Genomic DNA, 20,506 nt, shown 5'->3' with positions numbered 1-20,506 from the left:
TTACTCACTGTTCCTGGTGGGTCAGGGCGCGGACGGTGCGGGACGGGCTGGGCCGGCCCAGGTGACCGGCCATCCAGGCGCTTGTGGCGCTGAGGCGGCCGAGGTCGACCCCGGTGTCGATGCCGAGGCCGTGCAGCATCCATACGAGGTCTTCGGTGGCGAGGTTCCCGGTGGCGCTCTTCGCGTAGGGGCAGCCACCGAGGCCGCCCGCGGAGGCGTCGACCGTGGTCACGCCGTGCTGGAGGGCGGCCAGGGTGTTGGCGAGCGCCTGGCCGTACGTGTCGTGGAAGTGGACGCCGACGCGGTCGGTCGGCACGTCCGCCTCGTTCAACGCGGTGAGCAGGGCGCGCACATGGCCCGGCGTGGCCACGCCGATGGTGTCGCCGAGGCTCAGCTCGTCGCATCCCATGTCGAGCAGCGCGCGGCAGACGCGGACGACCTGGGCGACGGGGACCGGGCCCTCCCAGGGGTCGCCGAAGCACATGGAGAGATAGCCCCGGACGTGCATCTTCTGCTCCCGCGCGCGGGATACGACCGGGTCGAACATCGTCAGGGCCTCGTCGACCGTGCGGTTGAGGTTGGCCTTGGCGAAGGACTCGGTGGCGCTGGCGAAGACGGCGACGCGGTGGGCGCCGAGGGCAAGGGCACGCTCCAGGCCGCGTTCGTTCGGCACGAGGACCGGCAGGTGCACGCCCTGGAGGTCGCCGAGGAGCGGGAAGAGCCGCTCGGCGTCGGCCAGTTGGGGCACCCACTTGGGGTGCACGAAGCTGGTCGCCTCGATGGTGGTCAGCCCCGCGTCGGCGAGGCGGTGGACGAACTCCGCCTTGACCTCCGTGGGCACGACCGACTGCTCGTTCTGCAGGCCGTCCCGCGCGCCGACCTCGTGGATGCGGACGCGGGGCGGCAGGTCGGGGGAGACGACCTTCATGGGGAGGCCGATTGCACCTGACGTGGTCATCCGTGGGCCTCCTTGGCCGGCTCGGCCGCTTTGGGGGTCGCGGCACTCCCGGCAGTCCCGGCGGTCGGCGCGTCCGGCGTGTCCGCCATCTCCGCCGGGAGGACCACCGCGAGTACCTGGTCCATGGCGACCGTCGACCCCGGCGTCACGTCCAGCTCGGTGACGGTGCCCGCGTGCGGCGCGGAGATGACGTGCTCCATCTTCATCGCCTCGACCACCAGCAGGCTCTGACCGGCGCTCACCCGGTCGCCGGGGGAGACCTTCACGACCGTGACGGTGCCCGGCATGGGGGCGGTGAGGGCGTCCGCCCCGGCGTGCGCGGCGCCCGTGAGGCTCGCCTCGACGGCGTCGTGGTCCCGCACGTGCCACGCGTCGCCGTCGCGGCCCAGCCAGTCACCCGCGCGATGGAAGGTGTGCCGGGTGCCGTCCACGGTGACCGAGACGCGGTCGGAGGTGACCGTGTGGCCGCCTCCCCGGAGCCGGTGGGCGACGGGTTCGAGTCCCGGCACGTGCAGCCAGTGGGTCAGGGGCGCCGGTGTCCCCCCGAGCCGCCAGCCGCTCGGCACCGAGAAGGGGTCCGTCCAGCCGCCCTCGGCGGGCGCGAGCGCGGCCTCCCGCACCGCTGCCGCCGCCTCGTACACCTCGTCCGGCACGCCGTCGGGGACGAGGCCGTCCGCCTCGCGCTCCACGAGGCCGGTGTCCAACTCGCCCGCCACCACCGCCGGGTGGGCGAGCAGCCTGCGCAGGAAGCCCGCGTTCGTCGGCACGCCCAGTGTGACCGTCCCGGCGAGTGCCGCGCGCAGCTTGCGCAGGGCCGTGGCGCGGTCGGGGCCGTACGCGATGACCTTGGAGAGCATCGGGTCGTAGAGGCTGCCGACCTCCGTGCCCTCGCTCAGACCGGAGTCGGTGCGCACGCCGTCGCCCTGCGGCTCGCGCAGGGAGAGGACCGTGCCGCCCGAGGGCAGGAAGCCGCGCGAGGGGTCCTCGGCGCAGATCCGCGCCTCCACCGCGTGCCCGGTCAGGGTGATGTCCTCCTGGGTGAACGGCAGGCGCTCGCCCGCCGCGACCCGCAGCTGCCACTCCACCAGGTCGAGCCCCGTGATCAGCTCGGTGACCGGGTGCTCCACCTGGAGGCGGGTGTTCATCTCCATGAAGTAGTACGAGGAGGGGTCCTTGCCCGGGACGATGAACTCCACCGTGCCCGCGCCCGCGTACCCGCAGGAGCGGGCCGCCTGGACGGCCGCCTCGCCCATCGCCGCGCGCGTGGCCTCGTCCAGGAGGACGCTCGGCGCCTCCTCGATGATCTTCTGGTGGCGGCGCTGGAGGGAGCACTCGCGCTCGCCGAGGTGGATCACGTTCCCCTGGCCGTCGGCGAGGACCTGGATCTCGATGTGCCGGGGGCGGTCGATCCACCGCTCGACGAGGAGCGTGTCGTCACCGAAGGAGGCGCGGGCCTCACGGCGGGCCGCCGCGATCTCCTCGTCGAGCAGCGAGGCGTCCCGCACCAGGCGCATGCCCTTGCCGCCGCCGCCCGCGCTCGGCTTGAGCAGCACCGGGGTACCGATCTTCCGCGCGGCGGCGGCCAGTTCGGCGTCGGTCAGGCCGCTTCCCGAGGAGCCGGGGACGACCGGCACCCCGGCCGCCTCCACCGTCTCCTTGGCGCGGATCTTGTCGCCCATGAGGGAGATGGCCCCGGCGGGCGGGCCGATGAAGGTGATCCCGGCGTCGGCGCAGGCCTGCGCGAAGCCCGCGTTCTCCGCGAGGAACCCATAACCGGGGTGGACGGCCTGGGCGCCGGAGGCGGCGGCCGCCCGGAGGATGCTCTCCACGGACAGATAGCTCTCGGCGGCCGGCGCCGGACCGATCCGTACGGCCGTGTCCGCCTCGCGCACGTGGCGGGCGTCCGCGTCCGCGTCGCTGAACACCGCCACCGAGCGGATGCCGAGCGTCCGCAGGGTGCGGATGACGCGGACCGCGATCTCGCCGCGGTTGGCGACCAGAACAGTGCTGAACATCAGTGGGTTCCTCACGTCACATCCGGAAGACGCCGAAGCCGGGCGCACCTGGCTCCCTCTGGGGAAGCGGAGCGCCCGCGCAGGCGGTCAGGGCCAGACCCAGCACCTGCCGGGTCTCCAGGGGGTCGATCACACCGTCGTCCCAGAGCCGGGCCGTGGCGTAATAGGCGTTGCCCTGCTCCTCGTACTGCGCGCGGATCGGGTCCTTGAAAGCCTCTTCGTCCTCGGCCGACCACTGCTCGCCGCGCCCCTCCAACTGGTCGCGCTTGACGGTGGCGAGGACGGAGGCGGCCTGCTCGCCGCCCATCACGGAGATCTTGGCGTTCGGCCACATCCACAGGAAGCGGGGGCTGTAGGCCCGGCCGCACATCGAGTAGTTGCCCGCGCCGTACGAACCGCCGACGACGACCGTCAGCTTCGGCACGCGCGTGCACGCCACGGCCGTGACCATCTTCGCGCCGTGCTTGGCGATGCCGCCCGCCTCATAGTCCCGCCCGACCATGAAGCCCGAGATGTTCTGCAGGAAGACCAGGGGGATGCCGCGCTGGTCGCACAGCTCGATGAAGTGGGCGCCCTTCTGGGCGGACTCGGAGAACAGGATGCCGTTGTTCGCGACGATCCCGACCGGGTGGCCGTGGATGTGGGCGAAGCCGGTCACCAGCGTCGTGCCGTACTCCGCCTTGAACTCGGCGAAGCGGGAGCCGTCGACCACGCGCGCGATGACTTCCCGGACGTCATAGGGGGTGCGGGAGTCCGTCGGCACCGCGCCGTACAACCCCAGGGGGTCGACCTTCGGCTCCTCCACCGGCTGGACCGGCCAGGGCAGTTCGCCGCGCGCGGGGAGTGTGGAGACGATGGTGCGCATGATCCGCAGGGCGTGCGCGTCGTCCTCCGCCAGGTGGTCGGTGACGCCGGAGGTGCGGGAGTGGACCTCGCCGCCGCCCAGCTCCTCGGCCGTCACCACCTCGCCGGTCGCCGCCTTCACCAGGGGCGGGCCGCCGAGGAAGATCGTGCCCTGGTTCCGCACGATCACCGCCTCGTCGCTCATCGCCGGGACATAGGCCCCGCCCGCCGTGCAGGAGCCGAGGACCGCCGCGATCTGCGGGATGCCCGCGCCCGACATCCGCGCCTGGTTGTAGAAGATCCGCCCGAAGTGCTCGCGGTCGGGGAAGACGTCGTCCTGCATCGGCAGGAAGGCGCCGCCCGAGTCGACGAGGTAGAGGCACGGGAGGCGGTTCTCCAGGGCCACCTCCTGGGCACGCAGGTGCTTCTTCACCGTCATGGGGTAATACGTGCCGCCCTTGACGGTGGCGTCATTGGCGACGATCACGCACTCGCGGCCCGAGACCCGGCCGATCCCCGCGATGACACCGGCCGCCGGGGCGTCCCCGCCATACAGCCCGTCGGCCGCGAGGGGGGCCAGCTCCAGGAAGGGCGAGCCGGGGTCGAGGAGCGTGTCCACGCGGTCCCGGGGCAGCAGCTTGCCGCGCGCCACATGGCGGGCCCGCGCCCGCTCGCCGCCGCCGAGCGCTGCCGCCGCGAGCTTGGCCCGCAGCTCTTCCACGAGCGCGGTGTGCGCCGTCTCGTTCGCCCGCCATGCCTCGGACGCGGGATCTGCCGCGCTCGTCAGCACTGGTGCCTGCCGCATCAGTCGAGCCCCCTTGCTCGGTCCACCCGGTCACGCTCGGATCGGTTAATGAGCGTTAACGCGTTTCCCTCAGGTTAACGACCGCTAACCGACCTGTCTAGAATCAATTTCATGGCCACCAGAACCGACGCCCCCACCCGCCGCGAGCAGATCCTCAGGGAGGCTGCCCGGCTCTTCGCCGAGCGCGGCTTCCACGGGGTCGGCGTGGACGAGATAGGTGCCGCGGTCGGCATCAGCGGCCCGGGCCTCTACCGGCACTTCGCGGGCAAGGACGCGATGCTCGCCGAGCTGCTCGTCGGCATCAGCGGGCAGCTCCTGACGGGCGGCAAGCGCTGTGTGGCCGACACGGACGGGTCGCCGTCGCGGGTCCTCGACGCGCTCATCGAGGGGCACATCGACTTCGCCCTGGACGACCGCTCCCTGATCACCCTGCACGACCGCGAGCTGGACCGCCTGCGGGACAGCGACCGCAAGCTGGTCCGCCAGCTCCAGCGGCAGTACGTGGAGATCTGGGTCGAGGTGGTGCGCAAGGTCTATCCGGACCTCGCCGAGAATGCCGCCAGGGTCTGCGTGCACGCGGTCTTCGGGCTGCTGAACTCCACGCCGCACCTCAGCCGCCGCGACGCGCTGCCCAGCCGCGCGGGCATGGCGGACCTGCTGCACAGCCTCGCGCGCGGGGCGTTCGCGGCGGCGGCCGCCCAGTGACCCCCTCCCGCGCCGCCCGCACGGCCGCCACCCCCGAGTGACCTGCGTCTCTGGACGCCTCTGGTGACCGCCGGGTAACCTGAGTCTGAGCAAGCGCTTAGTCGACGTAGGCAGTGGCAGAGGGAGTTCTCCGTGCGCCGTACCGTTTTCAATGAGGACCACGAGGCGTTCCGGGAGACCCTGCGCGCCTTCATCGAGGCCGAGGTCGTCCCCGTCCACGACGAGTGGTTCGCCGCCGGTCAGGTGCCGCGCGAGTTCTACTACAAGCTCGCCGAGCTGGGCCTCTTCGGGATCAACGTCCCCGAAGAGTTCGGCGGCGCAGGCCTGGACACGCACAAGTTCGAGGCCGTCCAGTACGAGGAGACGGCCCGCGCGGGCGTCAGCTTCGGCGGCTCCGGCGTGCACGTGCTGCTCGCCCTGCCCTACATCAAGATGCTCGCCACCGACGAGCAGAAGAAGCGCTACCTGGAGAAGTTCGTCTCCGCCGAGGAGATGTGGGCCCTCGCGATGACCGAGCCGGGCACCGGCTCCGACCTCGCGGGCATGAAGACCACCGCCAAGCTCTCCGAGGACGGCACGCACTACGTCCTCAACGGCTCCAAGACCTTCATCACCGGCGGCGTGCACGCCGACCGCGTGATCGTCTGCGCCCGCACCGCCGCGCCGACCGCCGAGGACCGCCGCTTCGGCATCTCCCTCTTCGCCGTCGACACCAAGTCCGAGGGCTACTCCATCGGCCGCAAGCTCGACAAGCTCGGCCTGAGGACCTCCGACACCGCCGAGCTGGCGTTCGTCGACGTCAAGGTCCCCGTGGAAGACCTCCTCGGCGAGGAGAACAAGGGCTTCTACTACCTCGGCAGCAACCTCCCCTCCGAGCGCTGGGGCATCGCCTACGGCGCGTACGCGCAGGCCAAGGCCGCCGTGCGGTTCGCCAAGGAGTACGTCCAGGACCGCACGGTCTTCGGCAAGACGGTCGCCTCCTTCCAGAACACCAAGTTCGAACTGGCCGCCTGCCAGGCCGAGGTGGACGCCGCCGAGGCCGTGGTTGACCGCGCCCTGGAGGCCCTGGACGCGGGCGAGCTGACCGCCGCCGAGGCCGCCTCCGCGAAGCTGTTCACCACCGAGGTCGCGCACCGCGTGATCGACAAGTGCCTCCAGCTGCACGGCGGGTACGGCTTCATGAACGAGTACCCCATCGCCCGCCTGTACGCGGACAACCGCGTCAACCGCATCTACGGCGGCACCAGCGAGGTCATGAAGATGATCATCGCGAAGGACATGGGCCTCTGAGGGCCACTGCGCAAGCCGCCCGGCAGAACCACCCTCATGAACCAGGCACTTGAGGACCTCCTCGATCTGCTCGACCTGGAGCAGATCGAGGAGGACATCTTCCGGGGCATGAGCCGCTCGGCGCTCGTGCCCCGCGTCTTCGGCGGACAGGTCGCCGCGCAGGCCCTGGTGGCCGCCGGCCGCACCGTCCCCGGCGACCGCCACGCCCACTCCCTGCACGCCTACTTCCTGCGCGCCGGTGACGCGGGCGCGCCGATCGTCTACACCGTCGACCGGATACGCGACGGGCGCTCCTTCACCACGCGCAGGGTCGTCGCCGTCCAGCACGGGCAGCCGATCTTCCACCTCTCCGCGTCCTTCCAGACGTACGAGGAAGGCCTGGAGCACCAGGCCGCGATGCCGGACGCGCCCGACCCCGAGACGCTCCCCACCGCCGCCGAGATGCTGCCCCGCCATCTGCCGGGGCCCGTCGCCCAGCGGCTGATCGAGGCGCGCGCCGCCGTCGACCTGCGCTACGCCGACGTGCCGCCCTGGGGCACCGTCGGGCAGCCGCGCGAACCGCGCTCCCAGGTGTGGTTCCGCACCCACGGCAAGCTCGCCGACGACCCGCTGCTGCACGTCTGCCTCGCCACGTACGTCTCCGACATGACGCTCCTCGACTCCGTGCTGCTCGCGCACGGCAGGGGCGGCTGGGCGGTCGGTGACGTCGTCGGTGCCTCGCTCGACCACGCCATGTGGTTCCACCGGCCCTTCCGGGCGGACGAGTGGCTGCTCTACGACCAGGAGTCGCCGTCGGCCTCCGGCGGGCGCGGCCTCGGCCAGGCGCGGATCTGGACGCAGGACGGGCGGCTCGCGGTGACAGTCATTCAAGAGGGCGTGGTGCGCGTTCCGCGCTGACGGGCAGGGTTCGCGTTCCGTGCTGATCGGACATACCGTCCGAATACATGAGTGACATGAGTGGTACGGGTGACACGAGTGGCATGAGTGAGCAACCGTCAGAGAAGCCGGAAGGCGGCGGCGAGAGCGCCTTCACCGTCATCGTCGCCGCCGTCGCCAACCTCGGGATCGCCCTCGCCAAGGCCGTCGCCGGTGTCATCAGCGGATCCAGCGCGATGCTCTCCGAAGCGGCGCACTCCGTGGCCGACACCGTCACCGAGCTGATGCTGCTCGCCTCCCTCAAGGCGGGCGAGCGGCCCGCCGACGAGGAGCATCCGCTCGGCTACGGAGGGGCCCGCTACATCTGGGCGCTGCTCGCCTCCGTCGCCACCTTCGTCGGCGGTGGCGTCTTCGCCGTGTACGACGGCATCCACACCCTCACCCACGGCCATGAGCCGGGCGACCCGCTCATCTCGTACCTCGTGCTCGGTGTCGCCTTCCTCCTGGAGGGCTACTCGCTGCGGACCGGCCTCAAGCAGGCGCGCGGTGAGGCCGATCGCTACGGAGTGCGCCTCAAGCGCTATCTGCGCCACACCCCCGACACGGCGGTCAAGGCCGTCGTCATGGAGGACTCGGCGGCGCTCGCGGGCCTCCTGCTCGCCGCCGCCGGACTGCTCGGCGGGCAGCTCACCGGATCCGGGGTGTGGGACGGCGTCGCCTCGCTCTGCATCGGCGTGCTGCTCGTGTACGTCGCCTGGGTCCTCGGGCACGCCAACTCCGAGCTGCTGATCGGCCGTCCGCTGCCCGCCGAGATGCGGGCCGTGGTGCGGGCCGAACTCCTCGCCGACCCGCACGTCGTGGACGTACTGGAGCTGACCACGCTGCTCCAGGGCCCCAAGGAGGCCCTGGTCGCGGCGAAGGTGGACTTCCGGGACGTGTCGAGCGCGGCGGACATCGAGCGGGCCTGCGACCGCATGGCGCGGCGCCTGCGGGAGCGCTTCCCCGCGATCAGGCGGGTGTACCTGGACCCGACGCCGGGGACGGGTCAGGACTCCGGGGTCAGCCCCGCCGCGTTCAGCAAGTAGGCCGTCATCGGGTCGTAGTGGCGAGGGCTCGTGACGTGGTCGTCCAGGGGGACCGTCACCTGGACCGTGCCCTCGGCCTCGCCGATGAACAGCGCCGGGTCGTTGCAGTCCGCGTAGCCGACCGAGTCGAGGCCGCGCTGGCCCGCCCGGCCCGCCCAGCCGTGGTCGGCGACCACCAGGTCGGGCTGCGGGCGGCCCGCGTGCTCCAGGCCGTCCAGGATCGCGTTCATCGGCTCGGGGGAGTGCGTGTGCCACAGCGTCGCGCCGCGCTCCAGGACCGCCACGTCGGCGAATTGGAAGACCATGCCCTCGTCGGCCATCAGCCCCTCGGGGATCACCACGATCTCGCAGCCCGCCGCGCGCAGGGCGGCGGCCGTCGCGCGGTGCACGTCGAGCAGCCCTCCGGGGTGGCCGGTGGCGAAAAGGACGCTCTCCTTGCCGGCGGCCGCCTTGCGCAGGCGGGCCGCCATGCGCTCCAGGGCGTCGACCGTCAGCTCCGGGTCGATGGTGTCCTGGCCCTGCCGGTGTCCTGGGTCGTCGATGACGCCGCAGCGCTCGGCCATCACCGCGAGGACGTCCTGCTCGTCGGTCCAGCGGTCGCCCAGCTCCAGGCCGAGCCAGTAGTGACGGTCGCCGTTCGCGAGCTTCCTGTAGTGGCTGAGGTTGTTCTCACGGGGGGTGGCGACATCGCCGGCGATGCGGGTGCGGACGAGATGGTCGACTAGCGCGGGACGGCTGGGTATCGGCATGCTCCCCATTCTGCCGTCGGTCGGGGCGCGGGGACGGGCCGTATCAAAGCCTGGAGCTGTGACCTGCGCCCCTCCGGGCCGCCGCCGGACGTCACGGTCGGCTCTCCCGGCTCAGCTCTCCCGGCTCAGTGCGAACCACAGCTCCATCCGTACGTCCGGGTCGTCCAGGTCCGCCCCCAGCAGCGCGGCACACCGCGCGATGCGCTGGCGGACCGTGTTGCGGTGGACGGAGAGCGCGACCGCCGTGCGGTCCCAACTGCCGTGCAGGGAGAGCCAGGCCCGCAAGGTCTCCACGAGCGCCTCGTTCCCGGCGAGCGGGGCGAGCAGCACGCGCGCGTGGGTATCGGCCTCCTCGGGGGCGACTAGCGCGGCGATGCCGTTGGCGTGGTGCCTTACGAGGGGGCGGCGGGTGGCCTCCGCGCGGCGCAGGGCGCGGGCGGCCTGGGCGTCGGCCGCCGCGAGGGCGTCCGGGGCGGCGGGGGCGGAGACGCCGAGGGTCCAGCCGTCCGCCGGGGCGACCTCGCGGTCGGCGGGGACGAGCAGGCGTACGACGTCCTCGCGCGGGTCGACAAGACCGCTGCCGAGCGCCGCGGCGAGCGCCGAAGCGGCCAGCGGGGTGCGCTCCCCGCGCGCGTGCACCACGGTCCAGGCGGCGCTGCCCAGGAGAGGCCCGGTCTCCTCGGGGGCGGCACCGAGGAGCAGCCGTACGAGGGCCGCCGAGCGGGCCGCTTCGGAGTCGCCCTGGTGTTCCCCGGTGAGCAGGGAGAGAAGCACGACCGCGGCGCCCGCGATGGTGTGGTCGCCCGGTTCGCGGCGCTCCGTGGCGATCCCGAGGGCGAAGCCGCGCCCGCCGCCGAGCGCGTAGGCGGCCAGATGGCTTCCGCCGGCCGTGGCGGCGGCCGAGGCGGGGGCGGCGGGCACGGCGCGCCGCACGACCCCGGTGAGGTCCCGCAGCGCCTCCCGCACCGCGTCCGGCGCCTGCCCGGCCGCCTGTAGCCGTGCCCCGTCCGGGCCGTACAGCGCCGCGAGCCCGCCGAGCCGGGCCGCGAGCTGGCGCAGGACCGCCGGGACCGGGTCGGGCCGTGCCGCGGCCGTCGCGAGGCTCTGCTGCGCCTCCGTCACCCGCCGCAGCTCCGCGTGCCTGGCCTCGGCCATCAGCCGCCATACCGCGCGCGCGACGCCGCTGAACGTGGTGCGGGGCGGGACTTCGAGGAGCGGCAGGCCGTGGCGGTCGCAGGCCGCGACCAGGGCGCGCGGGACCGTGTCGTGCACGGGGGCGACGCCGAAGCCGAGGGCGGCCCCGCCGGCCGCGAGGATGCGGGTCACGTACGCGTCGAGGCCGCCGTCCGCGCCCGTCGGGTCGGTGATGTGCACGCCCGCGGTCAGGAGCAGCTCGCCCCCGAGGAGGTACGGGTAGGGGTCCCTCATCTCGGAGGTGTGCACCCACTGCACGGCCGTGTCCGCCGTGTCGGGGCCCGCGATCTGGCGCAGGCCCAGGTCCTCGCGGGCGAGCAGTGCGGCGAGCGGGACCGGTGGGGTGGGGGGTGCTGCCGGGCCCAGGGGGCCGTGGGGGTCGGCCATGGTGGACGTTCCATCCGTATCGGTCGGTCGGAGTGGAAGAAACGTACACTTCAGCGTTGCTTTCCGGCCACCTAAGGTCGTGCCGACCGCAGGTCGCGGGTACGGGCGGATGTCCCCGCGGCCGGTCATCACTCCCCATCTGCACGACACGCCACCGAGGTGCGCGAAGGAGGCCCCCCCTTATGGCCGTCGACTACACAGTGATCGTCGTCTATCTCGCCGGGATGCTGGCCATGGGCTGGTGGGGCATGCGCCGCGCCAAGTCCAAGAGCGAATTCCTGGTCGCCGGGCGCCGCCTCGGGCCGTGGATGTACTCCGGCACCATGGCCGCGATCGTCCTCGGCGGGGCCTCCACCATCGGCGGCGTCGGCCTCGGCTACCAGTACGGCCTCTCCGGCGCCTGGATGGTCCTCACCATCGGCCTCGGGCTGCTCGCGCTGAGCGTCTTCTTCTCGGCCCGCATCGCGCGCCTGAAGGTCTACACCGTCTCCGAGATGCTCGACCTGCGCTACGGAGGGCGCGCGGGCGTCATCTCCGGAGTGGTCATGTGGGCGTACACGCTGATGCTCGCGGTCACCTCGACCATCGCGTACGCCACCATCTTCGACGTCCTGTTCGACATGAACCGCACGGTGGCGATCATCCTCGGCGGCTCGATCGTCGTCGCCTACTCCACGCTCGGCGGCATGTGGTCCATCACGCTCACCGACATGGTGCAGTTCGTGGTGAAGACCATCGGTGTGCTGTTGCTCCTGCTGCCGATCGCCGTCGTCAAGGCGGGCGGCTTCGGCGAGATGAGGGCGAAGCTGCCCACCGAGTACTTCGACCCGCTGGGCATCGGCGGCGAGACGATCTTCACGTACGTGCTGATCTACACGTTCGGCATGCTCATCGGGCAGGACATCTGGCAGCGCGTCTTCACCGCGCGCAGCGACAAGGTCGCCCGCTACGGCGGCACGGTCGCCGGTACTTACTGCCTTCTCTACGCGATCGCGGGTGCCGTCATCGGCACCGCCGCCAAGGTCATGTACCCGAAGCTGCCGAGCGCCGATGCCGCCTTCGCGACCATCGTCAAGGACGAACTGCCCATGGGCGTACGAGGTCTCGTCCTCGCCGCCGCGCTCGCCGCCGTCATGTCGACGTCCTCCGGAGCGCTCATCGCCTGCGCGACCGTCGCCAACAACGACATCTGGTCGCGCCTTCGCGGGGCCGTGCGGAGCGGCGGCGACGACGGGCCGCACGACGAGGTGAAGGGCAACCGCGTCTTCATCCTCGTCATGGGCGTCGGCGTGATCCTCATCGCCATCGCGCTCAACGACGTCGTCGAGGCGCTGACCGTCGCCTACAACCTGCTCGTCGCCGGGCTGCTCGTGCCGATCCTCGGCGGGCTGCTGTGGCGCCGCGGCACCGCGCAGGGCGCGCTCGCCGCCGTCGCCGCCGGCGGCCTGTCCGTCATCGGGCTCATGTGGGGGTACGGCATCCTCGCCAACCAGCCCGTCTACTACGGCCTCCTGACCTCCCTCGCCGTGTACGTCGCCGTCTCCCTGGCCACCAGGCCCACCGACGCGGCCGTCCTCGCCGCCTGGCGCGAACGCCTCGCCGGGCGGGACGCCACGGAACCTCAGGCTCCGGCGGCCGTCTAGATCCCCGCGCGGCCCGCTGTCAGTGGGGCGCGCGACACTTGAATCGCAGTACTCGCACCAGCAGAAGGAAACCGACCATGAGCAGCGCCGAGACCCCGACGACCCCCCGCGGCCCCGTCGACTCCTCCCGCATCCCCCGGTACGCGGGCCCGGCGACATACGCGCGACTGCCCCGCCTCGACGAGGTCGGCGGCAAGACCGACGTCGCGGTGGTCGGCGTGCCCTTCGACTCCGGCGTCTCCTACCGCCCCGGCGCCCGCTTCGGCGGCAACGCCATCCGTGAGGCCTCCCGCCTCCTGCGCCCCTACAACCCGGCGCAGGACGCCTCGCCCTTCGCGCTCGCGCAGGTCGCGGACGCCGGTGACATAGCCGCGAACCCGTTCAACATCAACGAGGCGGTGGAGACCATCGAGGCCGCCGCCGACGACCTGCTCGGCTCCGGCGCCCGCATGATGACCCTCGGCGGCGACCACACCATCGCGCTGCCGCTGCTGCGCTCGGTCGCCAAGAAGCACGGCCCGGTCGCGCTGCTCCACTTCGACGCCCACCTGGACACCTGGGACACGTACTTCGGCGCGGAGTACACGCACGGCACGCCGTTCCGCCGGGCCGTCGAGGAGGGCATCCTCGACACCGAGGCGCTCTCCCACGTCGGCACGCGCGGCCCGCTGTACGGCAAGAAGGACCTCACCGACGACGAGAAGATGGGCTTCGGCATCGTCACCTCGGCGGACATCTACCGCCGCGGCGCCGACGAGGTCGCCGACCAGCTGCGCCAGCGCATCGGCGACCGCCCGCTGTACATCTCCATCGACATCGACTGCCTCGACCCGGCCCACGCGCCCGGCACCGGCACCCCCGAGGCGGGCGGCATGACCTCCCGCGAGCTGCTCGAGATCCTGCGCGGCCTGTCCTCCTGCAACCTCGTCTCGGCGGACGTCGTCGAGGTCGCCCCGGCCTACGACCACGCGGAGATCACCGCGGTCGCCGCCTCCCACACGGCGTACGAGCTGACGACGATCATGAGCAGGCAGATCGCCGCCGCCCGTGCCTCCGGCGGGGAGCAGCACGCGAAGTGACCACGGCCGCGAGGCCGCCGGAGACCGTGGCACGCCGGGCCGTGCGCGGCCCGGCGGCCCGTGCGCCCGGCCGGACCCCCGGCCGGACGCCTGCCGGAACGCCCGCCGGGCCGTAGCCCGGGCGAGGACCGGAACGCCCGCCGGGCCGTGGCCCGGGCGAGAAGGAGAAGACGCCGCATGACCCACGACCACGACCTGGTGCTGCGCCCCACCCCGCGCCAGACGGAGGCCGCCCTGAACCCGCCCCCCGGGCGCAACGGCGGCGATCTCGTCGTCGAGACCCTGTCCGGCCTCGGCGCGACCACCGTCTTCGGCCTGCCGGGCCAGCACGCGCTCGGCATGTTCGACGCCCTGCGCCGCTCCTCGCTGACGTACGTGGGTCTGCGCGTCGAGAACAACACCGGGTTCGCGGCGGACGCGTACGGCCGTATCACCGGCGAGGTGGCCCCGCTGCTGCTGTCCACCGGACCCGGCGCGCTCACCTCGCTCGCCGCGCTCCAGGAGGCGGCGGCCGGCTCGTCGCCGGTCCTCGCGATCGGCAGCCAGGTGCCGGTGGCGGGCCTCGGGGGCGGGCGCCACGGCTATCTGCACGAGCTGCGCGACCAGCAGGCGTCCTTCCGCGACATCGTGAAGTCGGTCCACACGGTCCGCACGGCCTCCCAGATCCCCTCGGCGATCGCCGCGGCCTGGGAGTCCGCGCTGACCGCGCCGCACGGCCCGGTCTGGGTGGAGATCCCGCAGGACGTGCTCCTGGCGGAGACGACGCTGCCGGTCGTCACGGCGATGGACGCGACGCCGGACGAGGTCGTCCCGCGCCCGGAGCTGACCGCGGTCGCCGCCGACCTGCTCTCCCGCGCCGAGCGCCCCGCGATCATCGCGGGCGGCGGTGTGGTCCGCTCGGACGCCTCCGGGAAGCTCCTGGCCCTCGCCGAGCTGGTGAGCGCCCCGGTCGTCACGACCTTCGGCGGCAAGGGCGCCTTCCCCTGGGAGCACCCGCTCTCCCTCCAGTCGTGGCTGGAGGACCGCCACACCACCGACTTCCTGGAGGACGCGGACGTCCTCCTCGTGGTCGGCTCGGGGCTCGGCGAGCTGTCGTCGAACTACCACACGTTCAAGCCGCGCGGCCGGGTCATCCAGATCGAGGCCGACGCCGGGAAGCTGGAGTCCAACCACCCCGGACTCGGCATCCACGCGGACGCGCGCCTCGCGCTCTCGGCGCTCCTGGAGACGATCGACGCGCCCCGCGAGGACCCCTCGGCCCCCGAGCGGGTGGCGGCCCTCCTGGAGAAGGTCCGCGCGCGGATCGCGTCCCAGGACCTCACGCTGGAGCAGCGGATCCTCGCCTCCGTGCGCGCGGCGCTGCCGGACGCGGCGCCGTCCTTCTGGGACATGACGATCCTCGCGTACTGGGCATGGTCGGCGTTCGACGCGCGGCGGCCCAACACCATGCACTCGGCGCAGGGCGCGGGCGGCCTCGGCTACGGCTTCCCCGCCGCGCTCGGCGCGGCGGTCGCCGACCCGTCCCAGCCGGTCCTCGCGGTCTCCGGGGACGGCGGCGCGATGTACTCGATCGCCGAGCTGGCCACGGCCCGCCAGTACGACCTGCCGGTGACCTGGCTGATCGTCGACGACGGTGGCTACGGCATCCTGCGCGAGTACATGTCCGACGCCTTCGGCGAGGCGACCGCGACGGAGCTGTCCCGCCCGGACTTCGTGGCCCTCGCGGAGTCCTTCGGGGTGCCGGGGATCCGTACGACCCCCGAGACGCTCCGGGACGACCTCGCGAAGGCGCTGGCCGAGCCGGGGCCGTCCGTGGTGGTGCTTCCGGCGGTGCTGAAGATGTTCGCTCCGACACACCTCGACTGATCAGCTTCTTTTCGTACAACCATCGCCGGTGTCGGTGAGTCATCTGGTGCAAGCGCGCAGGGGGCGCGCTGGTACGGACCCCGAGGGTCTTGTACTGCCCAAGGGGATGGGAAGAATCCATGACTCACCCGGTATCCGGGATATCCCGGCGTGCCCGTCTGCTCTCCGCGGGGCTCGCCGCCGGTGTTCTCGTGCCGCTCGGCGCGGTCGCGACCGCCGCGCCGGCCGTCGCCGCGCCCGCACCGACGGTCACCTGCACCTCGGCCCAGGCCGGCCTGGCCGCCAAGCTCACCAAGGACATCACGGCGGCGCTGAAGAACCGCAAGGGGACGATCGCGATCGGCCTTCGCGACCGCACCACGGGCACCACCTGCACCCTGCGCTCCACCACCTCGTTCGACTCGGCCAGCATCGTCAAGGCGACCGTCCTCGCCACGCTCCTGTGGGACGCGAAGAAGACCGAGCGGAAGCTGACGGAGCGCGAGTCCGACCTCGCGTACGCCATGATCACCCAGTCCGACAACGCGGCGACCAGCACGCTCTGGCGCCAGCTCGGCACGGGTAAGATCAACGCTTTCCTCAAGGCCGCCAAGATGACGAAGACCGTGCCGGGGTCCGGCGGCTACTGGGGCCTGACCCGGATCAACGCGGCCGACGAGCAGAAGCTCCTCGCGCTGATCACCGCCGAGAACTCCGTCCTGAGCGACAACGCCCGCGCCTACATGCTGAAGCTGATGGGCAAGGTCGTCTCCTCGCAGCGCTGGGGCACCCCGGCGGGGGCGCCGGCCGGAGTCTCGATACACGTCAAGAACGGCTGGTTGCAGCGGTCGACGCACGGCTGGCGGGTGCACAGCATCGGCGCGTTCAAGGGCGGCGGGCATGACTACACGATCTCCGTGCTCACGCACGGCAACAGCACCATGAATTACGGGGTCGCCACGATTCAGGGCGTGGCCAAGGCTATTCATAAGGATCTTGCTCCTCGGGCTTCGGCGGCCGGGCGTTATGTGCCCACGGACACGCCGCGGGAGGCCTTTGTGGCGGTTCCCGGCAGCTGAGTCCCCCGGGGACCGCGGGCCCATCGACCAGCCGCGGGAGCGCTGTGGCTGGTCGCGCAGTTCCCCGCGCCCCTTCGGGGCGCTTCCTCGGCGCCTCCTTCCAGCGCGGCGGGATGAAATTCGGCTCCCGCCGCGTTGGGCCTCTCGGCAGGTCAGGTCTACGGGAGGCAGCACGTGACAGAGCAACGGGGATGGGCGCGGCGGCTCAGCGGATACGCGTGGCGGTATCCGAAGGACGTCGTGCTCGCGCTCGGGGCCTCGCTCGCCGGCATGGCCGTCATGGCCCTTGTCCCCCTGATCACCAAGGTGATCATCGATGACGTCATCGGGGCGGACGGGCAGGGCGGCGGACGTTCCATGGGCCCCTGGGCGGGCGCGCTGATCGGCGCCGCCGCCCTCGTCTACGTCTTCACCTACATCCGCCGCTACTACGGCGGCCGCCTCGCCCTCGACGTCCAGCACGACCTGCGCACCGAGATGTACGGGACGATCACCCGGCTCGACGGGCGGCGCCAGGACGAGCTGTCCACCGGGCAGGTCGTCGGGCGCGCCACCAGCGACCTCCAGCTCATCCAGGGCCTGCTCTTCATGCTGCCGATGACCATCGGCAACATCCTGCTCTTCGTGATCTCGCTGGGCATCATGGCCTGGCTCTCGCTGCCGCTCACCCTCGTCGCCCTCGCCGTCGCCCCCGCCCTGTGGTTCATCGCCCGCCGCTCCCGCACCCGGCTGCACCCGGCCACCTGGTACGCGCAGGCCCAGGCGGCCGCCGTCGCCGGAGTGGTCGACGGCGCCGTCAGCGGCGTACGCGTGGTGAAGGGGTTCGGGCAGGAGGACCAGGAGACCGGCAAGCTCCGCGAGGTCGGGCGCAAGCTGTTCGCGGGGCGGCTGCGGACCATCAGGCTCAACTCCCGCTACACCCCCGCCCTCCAGGCCGTCCCGATGCTCGGCCAGGTCGCCATGCTCGCCCTCGGCGGCTGGCTCGCCGTGCGCGGGGAGATCACACTCGGTACGTTCGTCGCCTTCTCCACCTATCTCGCGCAGCTCGTCGGTCCTGTGCGCATGCTCGCCATGGTCCTCACCGTCGGGCAGCAGGCCCGCGCGGGCGTCGAGCGCGTCCTCGAACTGATCGACACCGAGCCGAGCATGAGCGACGGGACCAAGGAGCTGCCCGCCGACGCCCCGGCCACCGTCGAGTTCGACGACGTCGGGTTCGCGTACGAGGACGACCGCCCCGTCCTCGACGGGCTGACCTTCCAGATAGCCCCCGGCGAGACCCTCGCCGTCGTCGGCTCCTCCGGCAGCGGCAAGTCGACCGTCTCGCTGCTGCTGCCCCGCTTCTACGACGTGACGCACGGCGCCGTCCTCATCGGCGGCCACGACGTGCGCGAACTGACCCTCGACTCGCTGCGCTCCGCCATCGGGCTCGTCCCCGAGGACTCCTTCCTCTTCTCCGACACGGTCCGCGCGAACATCGCGTACGGCCACCCCGACGCCACCCAGGAGCAGATCGAGACCGCCGCGCGCGCCGCCCAGGCCGACCGGTTCATCGCCGAACTGCCCGACGGGTACGACACCACGGTCGGCGAGCACGGCCTCACCCTCTCCGGCGGCCAGCGCCAGCGCATCGCGCTCGCCCGCGCCATCCTCACCGACCCCCGCCTCCTCGTCCTCGACGACGCGACATCGGCGGTGGACGCGCGCGTGGAGCACGAGATCCACGAGGCACTGCGGGGCGTCATGGCGGGGCGGACCACCCTCCTCATCGCCCACCGCCGCTCCACCCTGGGCCTCGCCGACCGCATCGCCGTCCTCGACGACGGGCGCCTCGCCGACCTCGGCACCCACGAGGAGCTCCAGGAGCGCTCCGCCCTCTACCGGCGCCTGCTCACCGACCCCGACGAGCTGGGCGGCGTATCGCCCGGCCACGCGTACCCCGCCGACCTGCCCGAGGACACCTCGATACGCGACGAGCTGGACGCCGAGTTCGACGCCGAGCGCGGCATCACGCCCGCCCTGTGGACCGGTGACCGCGAGCCGGACTCCGCCAAGGATCCGGCGCTCTCCGGGATGCCGTCCACGCCGGAGCTGCTCGCCCAGGTCGACGCGCTGCCCCCGGCCGACGACAAGCCCGGCATCGACGAGGCACGCGCCGTCACACCCGAGGATTCGTACAACCTGCGCAGGCTGCTCGGCGGGTTCGGGCTTCCGCTGCTCCTGAGCCTGCTGCTCGTCGCGGTCGACGCGGGCATGGGACTGCTGCTCCCCGTCCTGATCCGGCACGGCATCGACGAGGGCGTCAACCAGCTCGCGCTCGGCGCGGTCTGGGTCGCCTCCGGGCTCGCGCTGGCCGCCGTCGCCGTGCAGTGGGTGGCGCAGACAGGTGAGATGCGGATGACGGGACGCACCGGCGAAAGGGTTCTGTACGCGCTGCGGCTGAAGATCTTCGCGCAGTTGCAGCGGCTCGGGCTCGACTACTACGAGCGTGAGCTGACCGGTCGCATCATGACCCGGATGACCACGGACGTGGACGCGCTGTCGACGTTCCTCCAAACGGGTCTCGTGACCGCCTTCGTCTCCGTCGTGACCTTCTTCGGGATCATGGTCGCGCTGCTCGTCATCGACGTGGAGCTGGCGCTCGTCGTCTTCGCGACACTGCCGGTGCTCATCGTCGGCACGTACTTCTTCCGCAAGTCCAGCGTGCAGGCGTACGAGCTGGCGCGCGAGCGCGTCTCCGTCGTCAACGCCGACCTCCAGGAGTCCGTCGCCGGGCTGCGCATCGTGCAGGCCTTCCGGCGCGAGCGCTCGGGCGCCGAGCGGTTCGCGCGCAACAGCGACAGCTACCGCCAGGCCCGCATCCGCGGCCAGTGGCTGATCTCCGTGTACTTCCCGTTCGTGCAGTTCCTGTCGTCCCTCGCGGTGGTCGCCGTGCTGATCGTGGGCGCGGGGCGGGTCGAGGCGGGCACGCTGACGACGGGCGCGCTCGTCGCCTATCTGCTCTACATCGACCTGTTCTTCGCGCCCGTGCAGCAGCTCTCGCAGGTCTTCGACGGCTACCAGCAGGCCACCGTCTCGCTCGGCCGCATCCAGGAACTGCTCCAGGAGCCGACGTCCACCAAGGCCGCCGACGAGCCGCGGGACGTCCTCTCGCTGCGCGGCGAGATCGCCTTCGAGGACGTGCGGTTCGCGTACAACGGCGAGGAGGCGGCCCTCACCGACGTCAGCCTGCGGATCCCCGCCGGGCAGACCGTCGCCTTCGTCGGCGAGACCGGCGCGGGCAAGTCGACGCTCGTCAAGCTCGTCGCCCGCTTCTACGACCCCACGAGCGGGCGCGTGACCGTCGACGGCACCGATCTGCGCTCCCTGGACCTCACCGCGTACCGCCACCGCCTCGGTGTCGTGCCGCAGGAGGCCTACCTCTTCGCGGGCACGGTCCGCGACGCCATCGCCTACGGCCGGCCCGACGCCACCGACGCCCAGGTCGAGGCCGCCGCCCGCGCGGTCGGCGCGCACGAGATGATCGCCACCCTCGACGGCGGCTACCTCCACGAGGTCAGCGAGCGCGGCCGCAACCTCTCGGCGGGCCAGCGGCAGCTGATCGCGCTCGCCCGCGCCGAGCTGGTCGACCCCGACATCCTGCTCCTCGACGAGGCGACCGCCGCGCTCGACCTCGCCACAGAGGCGCAGGTCAACCACGCCACCGACCGCATCGCGGGCAAGCGCACCACCCTGGTCGTCGCCCACCGCCTCACCACGGCCGCCCGCGCCGACCGCGTCGTCGTGATGGACGACGGGCGCGTCGCCGAGGACGGCACGCACGAGGAACTGCTCGCGCGTGAGGGGCGGTACGCGCGCCTGTGGCGGACCTTCGTGGGGGAGCCGGTGGAGACGGCCTGAACCGCGACAGCAGAAAAGGCGGGGTTTCCCGCAACCGTCCGGGCGGTGGGCTGCGT

At 72.3% G+C, this 20,506-nt stretch carries 14 protein-coding genes; 9 read left to right on the top strand and 5 right to left on the bottom strand.

Annotated features, from left to right (window positions below; translation table 11 throughout):
- Window positions 1-4: 4 nt before the first annotated feature.
- From DMA15_RS13050 to DMA15_RS13040, 3 genes are read right to left on the bottom strand one after another with little or no spacing between them, the layout of a single operon-like run.
- Window positions 5-958, bottom strand: a complete 954-nt coding sequence (locus DMA15_RS13050) for a hydroxymethylglutaryl-CoA lyase (RefSeq protein WP_125512934.1) — start codon at window positions 956-958, stop codon at window positions 5-7.
- Window positions 955-2,973, bottom strand: coding sequence for a biotin carboxylase N-terminal domain-containing protein (locus tag DMA15_RS13045; protein WP_125512933.1), 2,019 nt, complete (start codon window positions 2,971-2,973; stop codon window positions 955-957). Before DMA15_RS13045 ends, DMA15_RS13050 begins: the two co-directional genes overlap by 4 nt.
- Before the next feature lie 16 nt (window positions 2,974-2,989).
- On the bottom strand, window positions 2,990-4,621 hold the full coding sequence (locus tag DMA15_RS13040; RefSeq protein WP_125512932.1) for a carboxyl transferase domain-containing protein: 1,632 nt from the start codon (window positions 4,619-4,621) through the stop codon (window positions 2,990-2,992).
- Between the two features lie 111 nt (window positions 4,622-4,732).
- Here DMA15_RS13040 and DMA15_RS13035 point away from each other — a divergent pair, with 111 nt between their 5' ends.
- The 4 genes from DMA15_RS13035 to DMA15_RS13020 all read left to right on the top strand — a co-directional run bounded on the left by DMA15_RS13035 (window position 4,733) and on the right by DMA15_RS13020 (window position 8,577).
- On the top strand, window positions 4,733-5,326 hold the full coding sequence (locus tag DMA15_RS13035) for a TetR/AcrR family transcriptional regulator (RefSeq protein ID WP_125512931.1): 594 nt from the start codon (window positions 4,733-4,735) through the stop codon (window positions 5,324-5,326).
- A 132-nt stretch (window positions 5,327-5,458) separates the two neighbouring features.
- Window positions 5,459-6,616, top strand: coding sequence for an acyl-CoA dehydrogenase family protein (locus tag DMA15_RS13030; RefSeq protein WP_125512930.1), 1,158 nt, complete (start codon window positions 5,459-5,461; stop codon window positions 6,614-6,616).
- Between the two features lie 36 nt (window positions 6,617-6,652).
- On the top strand, window positions 6,653-7,513 hold the full coding sequence (locus DMA15_RS13025) for an acyl-CoA thioesterase II (RefSeq protein ID WP_125512929.1): 861 nt from the start codon (window positions 6,653-6,655) through the stop codon (window positions 7,511-7,513).
- Between the two features lie 83 nt (window positions 7,514-7,596).
- Window positions 7,597-8,577, top strand: a complete 981-nt coding sequence (locus DMA15_RS13020; RefSeq protein WP_164551752.1) for a cation diffusion facilitator family transporter — start codon at window positions 7,597-7,599, stop codon at window positions 8,575-8,577.
- Here DMA15_RS13020 and DMA15_RS13015 read toward each other — a convergent pair.
- Window positions 8,538-9,326 carry a phosphatase gene (locus tag DMA15_RS13015; RefSeq protein WP_125512928.1) on the bottom strand — a complete coding sequence of 263 codons (789 nt, stop codon included), beginning with the start codon at window positions 9,324-9,326 and terminating at the stop codon, window positions 8,538-8,540. The two genes, DMA15_RS13020 and DMA15_RS13015, sit on opposite strands and share 40 nt — an antisense overlap.
- 111 nt (window positions 9,327-9,437) lie before the next feature.
- Complete coding sequence (locus tag DMA15_RS13010) at window positions 9,438-10,907, bottom strand: PucR family transcriptional regulator (protein ID WP_125512927.1); 1,470 nt, start codon at window positions 10,905-10,907, stop codon at window positions 9,438-9,440.
- Between the two features lie 182 nt (window positions 10,908-11,089).
- Here DMA15_RS13010 and DMA15_RS13005 point away from each other — a divergent pair, with 182 nt between their 5' ends.
- From DMA15_RS13005 to DMA15_RS12985, 5 genes are all read left to right on the top strand, one after another.
- Window positions 11,090-12,550, top strand: a complete 1,461-nt coding sequence (locus tag DMA15_RS13005; RefSeq protein WP_125512926.1) for a sodium:solute symporter — start codon at window positions 11,090-11,092, stop codon at window positions 12,548-12,550.
- Between the two features lie 77 nt (window positions 12,551-12,627).
- On the top strand, window positions 12,628-13,629 hold the full coding sequence (gene speB / locus DMA15_RS13000; RefSeq protein WP_125512925.1) for an agmatinase: 1,002 nt from the start codon (window positions 12,628-12,630) through the stop codon (window positions 13,627-13,629).
- A gap of 177 nt (window positions 13,630-13,806) precedes the next feature.
- The gene (locus DMA15_RS12995; RefSeq protein WP_125512924.1) at window positions 13,807-15,495 is read left to right on the top strand and encodes a thiamine pyrophosphate-binding protein; all 1,689 of its coding nucleotides are present in this window, start codon (window positions 13,807-13,809) and stop codon (window positions 15,493-15,495) included.
- Window positions 15,496-15,614: 119 nt separating this feature from the next.
- Window positions 15,615-16,553, top strand: coding sequence for a serine hydrolase (locus tag DMA15_RS12990; protein WP_125512923.1), 939 nt, complete (start codon window positions 15,615-15,617; stop codon window positions 16,551-16,553).
- A gap of 174 nt (window positions 16,554-16,727) precedes the next feature.
- A complete protein-coding gene (locus DMA15_RS12985; protein ID WP_125512922.1) occupies window positions 16,728-20,450 on the top strand; it encodes an ABC transporter ATP-binding protein in 3,723 nt (1,240 codons plus the stop codon).
- The last annotated feature ends 56 nt before the right edge of the window (window positions 20,451-20,506 follow it).

This window comes from Streptomyces sp. WAC 01529, assembly GCF_003945545.1.
Lineage (GTDB): Bacteria > Actinomycetota > Actinomycetes > Streptomycetales > Streptomycetaceae > Streptomyces > Streptomyces anatolicus.
The sequence above is the reverse complement of the archived record's forward strand: the minus strand, read 5'-3'. Positions and strand labels throughout refer to the sequence as shown.